Source organism: Streptomyces phyllanthi, assembly GCF_009377205.1.
Taxonomy (GTDB): Bacteria; Actinomycetota; Actinomycetes; order Streptomycetales; family Streptomycetaceae; genus Streptomyces; species Streptomyces phyllanthi.
In genome coordinates, this window is sequence record NZ_VJZE01000477.1 from 1 (window position 1) to 6,837 (window position 6,837).

Consider the following 6,837-nt stretch of genomic DNA (forward strand, 5'->3'; position numbering starts at 1 on the left):
GTCCTTCCGCCCGCCGGATCCGCGGGTCGGCCCCCGACCGGCCCGGCCCCTCCGAGCCCGCCGCGGCGAGCAGTACGACCTCCTCCAGTGAGCAGAGGGCCAGCTCACGGGCCGCGGTGCCGTGTGCCACGGCGACCTCACCGGCCCGGGGAGCGTCCCCGCCCGGCGGTACGCCCTCCCCGGTCCAGCGCGCGTCGGCGAGCATCCGGCCGAACGCCGCGCCGACGCGGTCGCGGACACCGGCGTGGGTGACCGTCAGGGCGTACAGCCGGTCCCCGATCTCGTACGGCCGCAGCCAGCCGGCCCATGACGTCCTGGCCTGGCAGTGCGCCCACCAGAACGCCCACCGCTCCGCGCCGGGGCGGAGGGCGTACCGGTGCGGTACTCCCGGCCCGAGGACGACGAGGTCGCCCGCTTCGGCCGCCGCCTCCGCCGCGCCCTGGCACAGCAGTCCGCCGCCGCCCGTCGTCCATGTGAACAGCCAACTGTCCGATCCGCCGGGCCGGTTGACCCGATAGCCCGGCCCCTGGTCGAAGCGCCCGACGGTCACCAGACCCGGCGGCGGTGACGGGTCGGCGGTCGGCGAGGAGTCAGCAGTCTCGGACAAGTCGTCAGCACGCACGGGCATCCTCCCGAAAGGCGCTCCCGCCTAGCGTGGAGGAGGAAGCACGCGGGCGAGAAGGGGACACACGGATGGCAGCGACGGACAAGACTACGGACTTCGAGGAGAACGGGTACCTGGTGGTGCGCGGACTGTTCTCCGCCGCCGAGATCGACGCGCTGTGCGCCGAGTTCGCGGCCCTGCAGGCGGGCGGCCCCGTCCCCGGCCACTTCGAGCCGCGGACCGCGGACGGGTCCGGCGCGTCCGTGGACCCGCTCCACGCCTACCCCCGTGTCATGCACCCGCACCGCATCAGCGACCTGTCCCTGCGCGTGCTCCTCGACGCCCGGCTGCGGGAGATCCTCGAAGGGCTGCTCGGCGAGGAGGTGCTGGCTGCGCAGAGCATGTTCTACTTCAAGCCGCCGGGCGCCCGCGGTCAGGCGCTGCACCAGGACAACTTCTATCTGCGGGTGGAGCCCGGCACCTGTGTGGCCGCATGGGTGGCGTGTGACGTGATCGACCGGGAGAACGGCGGCCTGGAGGTCGTGCCGGGCACGCACCGCATGGACCTGTTCTGCCCGGAGGAGGCGGACGCCGAGCTGTCCTTCGTACGGGAGTACGTGCCGCCGCCGCCCGGTCTGTCCCCCGTGCCCGTCGACATGGCCCCGGGCGACGTGCTGTTCTTCAACGGCAGCCTGGTGCACGGCTCCCAGCCCAACCGCACCGCCGACCGGTTCCGCCGCTCCTTCATCGGCCACTATGTCGGCCGCTCCACCGAACGCATCGGCGCCTACTACCACCCCCTCACGATGAGCGGCGCACCCGTCGCCCTGGAGGAGAGCGAGGGCGCGGGGCCGTGCGGCACGGAGTTCGAGGCCGCGGGCGCGCACTGAGCCGTCGCCCACGCGCTGACGGTGGGGGGAAGGGGCACCACCTCGGACCCGGAGGGGGAGGGCTTCGGGCCCGGGGCTGGTGACGGTGCCGTATGTCGTGCGGCCGTCGATCACGGCGGACGATCACACCGCGGTGTGCGAGTGATGATAGCCGCGCTGCTTGAGCGTTCAAGATTGACTGCCGAGTAATATGTGGCGTCCTGCCCGGGGCCCTCCGCGAAGCGCCGCGCGCCGCTCGAACGATCGGCGTCACCGAGGGGCTCAGCGTGTGACGCTCCCCTGCCCATGCCCACTGTGGGCCGTACCGGGGGCGAGCAGGTCGAGGGCGCGCTCTCAGCGGAACTCCGGGTGCCCGCCGTCCTGTCGGGGCTCGCCGGAGGAGGAGGGCTTCCCGGCTGCCTGTTCGGTCATCCGGGCGCCCTGCTGACCCGCGGGAGCCCCACTGCCCCGCGGTACGGGAAGCGGACGGCGACGCCGGTGCCGTCGGAGGGGCGTCAAGGGGTTCGGTGGCGGTGACGCCCGGCCGGCTCGTGGTTCGGCCGGGCGTCACCGGAGAGCCGGGTCCGTCGTGCTCCGGGGCGTCGGAGCGGCGGCGACCCGACGGCGGGGGTCAGTCGTAACTGACGGTGGACTTCTTGTACTTGCAGTACGTGCCGTCCGGGCCGCTCCCGAGGTCCTTCGGCTCCTTGCCGGTGTTGTTGCCCTGGAAGCGGGTGCAGATCCTGATCTTCTTCTTGCTGTCGCCGTGGACACGGACCTTGGTGAGGGTCGCGGTGTCGCCGTAGTTCTGGTTGACGCCGACGAGCGACTTGCCGGGCGCGGTGACGTCCACGTCGCTGATGACGATCGTGCGCTTGTACTGCTTGGAGCAGTTGCCGCAGGAGCGGACCAGCTTGCCGAAGTCCGACACCTGGAAGCCGGTGACGGTGAGCTTGCCGGCGCCGTTGAACTGGAACACCTTGTCCGAGGCCTTCTTCGCGCCGCCACCGGTGACGGTGTACCTGGCGGACGAGGACCTGCCCTTGAAGCTGGCCGCGTCCTCGCCGACGTCGAGCCACCACACGTTCTTCAGGGTGCAGCTGCCCATGCAGTGGATGCCGTCGGCGGCCGGGGCGCCGATGATCACGTTCTTGAGGACCGCGCCGTCCTTCAGCTTGAAGACCGGGTCCTGGTCCTCGTCCTGGCCGCCGTCGCCCAGGGCGCCGCTGCCGTAGAACTTCTTCAGCTTGCCGTCGTAGGTGCCGGACACCTCGATCGTCTTCGAGACGGCCTTCTTGCCCTGGGCGGTGGGCCAGGAGGCCGCGGCGCCCGCGGAACCCAGCAGCGACGTCGTCACGATCGCCGTGCCGGTGAGGCCGAGAGCGGTCGCCAGGCCGATGGCGGCCCGCCGCCCGGTGACACGGCGCCGGTGGCGGACGCGCTGTTCGGCTGCTGCTGTCATGTCCCGTTCCTTGCCCTGGAGGAGATCTTGTGTCTCCTGGTTGCCGCTGGTGAGGAAGGGGTTGCCGTGACACTTGAGATTTCTTTGGCGGATGCTCTCCGGCCGAGTGGCGGAATGGGCTTCGAGGGCTCGTCAGCACCGCGGGGCCGGGCCGGTGCTGTGCCGGACGACGAGTTCGACGGGGGCGACCGGGTCGATCCGGGGTTCGGCCGGGCCCTCGATCCGGGCGAGGAGGAGCCGAAGGGAGCGGGTGCCGAGCTCGGTGAAGTCCGTGCGGACCGTGGTCAGCGGGGGCAGCAGATGGGCGGCCTCGGGGATGTCGTCGTAACCGACGACGCTGACCTCCTCGGGGACGCGACGGCCGGCCTCGTGGAAGGCGCGCAGGACACCGAGGGCCATCTGGTCGTTCGAGGCGAACACCGCCGTCACGTCGGGGCGCCGCGCGAGCCGGCGGCCCAGTGCGTATCCGGAGTCGGCGCTCCAGTCACCGAGGAGGGATTCGGGGACCTCGGCGCCGGCGGCTTCGAGGGTGTCGCGCCAGCCGGCCAGCCTCAGATCGGCGGACGTCCAGCCCGTGGGCCCCGCGATGTGCCAGACGGTCGTGTGGCCGAGCCCGAGGAGGTGTTCGGTGGCGGCGCGCGCCCCGGCCGGGGAGTCCGAGCTGACCATGGGGGTGCCGTCGCCGAGGGCGTTGTCGAGCGTCACCAGCGGGGTGTCGAGCCGCGCCTCGGCCAGCGCCCGGCCCACCCAGCGCTGCGGGGCGATGGCGATCACGCCGTCCGCGCCCTCGGCCGACAGCCGGTCCACGGCACGGACCACGGTGTCCCGGTCGGCCGTGTCGAGGGCGATGGAGCTCACCAGGTAACCGGCCTCCTGGGCGGCGCTGTTGATGGCGGTCAGGGTGGAGGCGGGGCCGTAGCGGGCCGCGTCGAAGGAGATCACGCCGAGCATCCGGGTCCTGCCGCTGGCCAGGGAGCGGGCGCTGCGGCTCGGCCGGTACCCGAGCGACCGCATGGCGTCCAGCACGGCCTCCCGGGTCTCGGCGCGGACGGCCGGATTGCCGTTGAGCACCCGGGAGACGGTCTGCTTGGAGACACCGGCCAGCCGCGCCACGTCGTCCATGACGGGACGCGCCCCGGCGAAGTTGCGCCTGCTGCGTCCCCTGGGGGCGGCGCCGTCCATGGCGCTTCGGGTCATGACGGCTTGTCCTCCGGCCTCGCTCCGACGACCCGACGGTCCTGTCCCGCCCGGCAGGCCCACAGGATAGGCCGGGCGGGGCAGCGCGGCGCCGGGATCTCAGAGCCTGTGTCATATCCCCGGTCGGATCAGCGCGCGGCGTCTGGTGCGTGCGATCGCAAGGCGCCGGAGCGCCCTCGATGGGGGTCCCCCCGCTCGAGCGAAGCCGAGAGTGGGGGAGGAGTCACGTGGGCGTTTCGGCAACGCGGCGAGTGTGCGTGCCAGGCGTCGCGCGCCCGGCCGGGGATATGACACAGGCTCTCAGCCCGCCCTGACCGACCAGGACCGTACGGTGATCCACTCCGCCCGCGCGACCGCCGCCACTCCCCCGTCGCCCGTGCCCTCCGGCACGTACACCGGCGCGTCGGGGTGGCGGGGCAGCAGCCTCAGGCTCAGGCCCTCGGTGTGCGGGGCTCCGGCACGTAGGAGTTCGGTGGGGAGCCGGTCGAGGCCGATGTCCCACGCTCTCCCCGCGTGGAACTGGTCGGCGACCAGGGTGTCCCCCACGTACGCGCGCGCCACGTCGCCGGTCCAGTGGACGCGGAGAAGGGTGCCCGCCGGAAGACGACGCGGCACGTCGACGCGGTACTCGGCGGCCACGGTGTCGAAGTACCCGTCCGCGGGCGCGCTCGCCCGGCCCAGCTCTCCCGTCACCGGCTCGGGGGCCGGTCCCGCGGGCCGGACCGGGGTGACCCGGGCCTCCACGACGTCGCGCTCGTCCCCGGGCGCGACGGTGTAGCGGGTGAACACCCCGTCCTCGGCGGCCCGAACGCCCGCCCCGTTCACGACCGGCGCCCGCGCGGGCGCGGGCAGCACGGCGAACGTGGGTTCCGCGGCAGCGCTGTGCAGCCGTACCTCGTCCGCCGTCTCGTCGAAGACGACGCCGTCCCCGCAGAGCACGAGCCGCTCGGCTCCCCAGGCCGTGCCCCGGTAGACGGTGCGGGCCGTCGCCGCGTCCAGCACCAGCAGGCCGGCCCGGCCGCCGTCCGTTGTGTCCACCTCGACCAGGGCGTCGGTGCCGGGCCGCAGGCCGGTGATCAGGACGCGGTCGCCGAGGTCCGCGATCTCGCCGGACGGTGTCCTGACGGACTCCACCCCGCGCGCGTCCAGGGCGAGTTCGGGAGCGATGCCGTCGGTGGCGGCCAGGACCAGGACCGTACGGCCTCCCCCGTCGTCGACGGTGCACACGGGCTGCGCGGTCGCCCAGTCGAGCCGCAGACCGGCCACGTCGAGGCGCAGCGGCCAGCAGAAGTAGGAGCCCGACGGGATGGTGACGGGGGTGCCGGGCAGGGTCAACGGGGCGGAGGCGCCCGGGAGTTCGATCGTGAACGCCGTGTCCGGGTGGTCCGGCAGCGGCTCGTGCGGCTGGTGGTTGGTGACGAACAGGAAGCCCGAGGTGCCGTCGGAACGCACCGCCCAGCGCAAGGTGTCCCGGTCGTGCTGGCCGGTCGGGCGGCGCTCGGGCAGGGCGGACTCCATGGGGGCGAGGAGATGGCCGAAGTCCGCCAGGAACAGGTGCTGGAGGCGCAGTTCGTGGTACGAGGGCCGGTACTGGCCGTACTCGCCGAGCGGTGCCTGGAAGTCGTACGTGAGGACGGGCAGGTCGTTGGGGTAGCCGGTGGCGTGGGACTCCTGCAGGGTCGTCAGCTCCCCCGCAGGGTTCGTGCCGCCGTGGAACATGTAGTAGCCCTGCCACACCGACCCGCAGCCGATCTTGGTGAGGGCGAGGGCGCCGATGTCGGCGGCGTCGACGCGCGGCCGGCGGTGGTACGCGACGGCCATGCCTCCGCCCAGTTCGCAGGTGGCCCAGGGGAATCGGTCCGCGAGGGCCGCCGGGTCGCTGCCGCGCACGGTGGTCGGGCGCAGGTCGGCGCCGATGCCCTCGTCGTCGCGCTGGTGGGTGAAGAAGTAGTGCTTGCGGCAGGTGTCGGGCCACCCGCCGTCGGCCTCGGTCCAGAAGGCCTCCGGATAGCCGCCGTACAGCGGGAGCAGTTCGTCGGGCGGGAGCTGGACCCCGCCCCAGGCCGTCGAGGTCCACAGCGGTGCGCTCAGGCCGGCCTCCCGGGCCGTCCGCTTCAGGGTGAGCAGATGGCCGGGCTGGTCGTAGAGCTCGTTCTCGATCTGGATGGCGACGATCGGGCCGCCGTGGGCGCGGTCGAGGCCGCGCAGTCGCTCCGCGATGGCCGCGTACCAGTGGCGTACGGGTTCCAGGTAGGCGGGGTCGTCGGTGCGGGGCACGCAGGGGCGGGCCAGGAGCCAGTCGGGCAGGCCGCCGTTGCGAACCTCGGCATGGCTCCACGGCCCGATGCGCGGGATGAAGTCCAGGCCGTGGCGGGCACACAGCTCGGCGAAGCGGCGCAGGTCGAGGGAGCCGTCGAAACGGACGCGGCCCTCCGCCTCCTCGTGGTGGATCCAGATGACGTAACCGGCGACGGCCGACACCCCGCCCGCCTTCATCTTCAGCAGTTCCTCCTCCCACTCCCCCGCCGGGTAGCGGGAGTAGTGGAACTCGCCGGAGACGGGGAACCAGGGGCGGCCGCCACGGGTGAGCCAGCGGCTGGTCACCCCGATCGGGTCGGGCACGCCCGGCGCGTCGGCGAAGGGCAGATGACCGGTGCGCGGGGGCGCGGAGGGCTCGGGGACGCGCAGGTGGTGCGGAGGTACGG

At 73.1% G+C, this 6,837-nt stretch carries 5 protein-coding genes; 1 reads left to right on the plus strand and 4 read right to left on the minus strand.

From position 1 onward, the window contains the following. Positions 1 to 628 (minus strand): AraC family transcriptional regulator (locus FNH04_RS38510; protein WP_152790550.1); only part of this gene is annotated, 628 nt, incomplete at its 3' end. A 65-nt stretch (positions 629 to 693) separates the two neighbouring features. Between FNH04_RS38510 and FNH04_RS38515 the strand changes: the two genes are divergently transcribed. Next, positions 694 to 1,494, plus strand: a complete 801-nt coding sequence (locus FNH04_RS38515) for a phytanoyl-CoA dioxygenase family protein (RefSeq protein WP_152790552.1) — start codon at positions 694 to 696, stop codon at positions 1,492 to 1,494. A 610-nt stretch (positions 1,495 to 2,104) separates the two neighbouring features. On the opposite strand, the gene FNH04_RS38520 is transcribed toward FNH04_RS38515, so the two are convergent. From FNH04_RS38520 to FNH04_RS38530, 3 genes are all read right to left on the minus strand, one after another. Further along, positions 2,105 to 2,935: a pectate lyase gene (locus tag FNH04_RS38520; protein WP_152790554.1), complete on the minus strand. Its 831-nt coding sequence runs from the start codon at positions 2,933 to 2,935 to the stop codon at positions 2,105 to 2,107. Positions 2,936 to 3,067: 132 nt separating this feature from the next. Beyond that, the gene (locus FNH04_RS38525) at positions 3,068 to 4,132 is read right to left on the minus strand and encodes a LacI family DNA-binding transcriptional regulator (protein WP_152790556.1); all 1,065 of its coding nucleotides are present in this window, start codon (positions 4,130 to 4,132) and stop codon (positions 3,068 to 3,070) included. 300 nt (positions 4,133 to 4,432) lie between these two features. Beyond that, positions 4,433 to 6,837 (minus strand): beta-galactosidase (locus FNH04_RS38530; protein ID WP_228031857.1); only part of this gene is annotated, 2,405 nt, incomplete at its 5' end.

Excerpts from the sequence above, each read along its gene's own strand:
- FNH04_RS38515 (WP_152790552.1), top strand. The coding sequence starts at position 694 with ATGGCAGCGACGGACAAGACTACGGACTTCGAGGAGAACGGGTACCTG.
- FNH04_RS38520 (WP_152790554.1), bottom strand. The coding sequence starts at position 2,935 with ATGACAGCAGCAGCCGAACAGCGCGTCCGCCACCGGCGCCGTGTCACC.
- FNH04_RS38525 (WP_152790556.1), bottom strand. The coding sequence starts at position 4,132 with ATGACCCGAAGCGCCATGGACGGCGCCGCCCCCAGGGGACGCAGCAGG.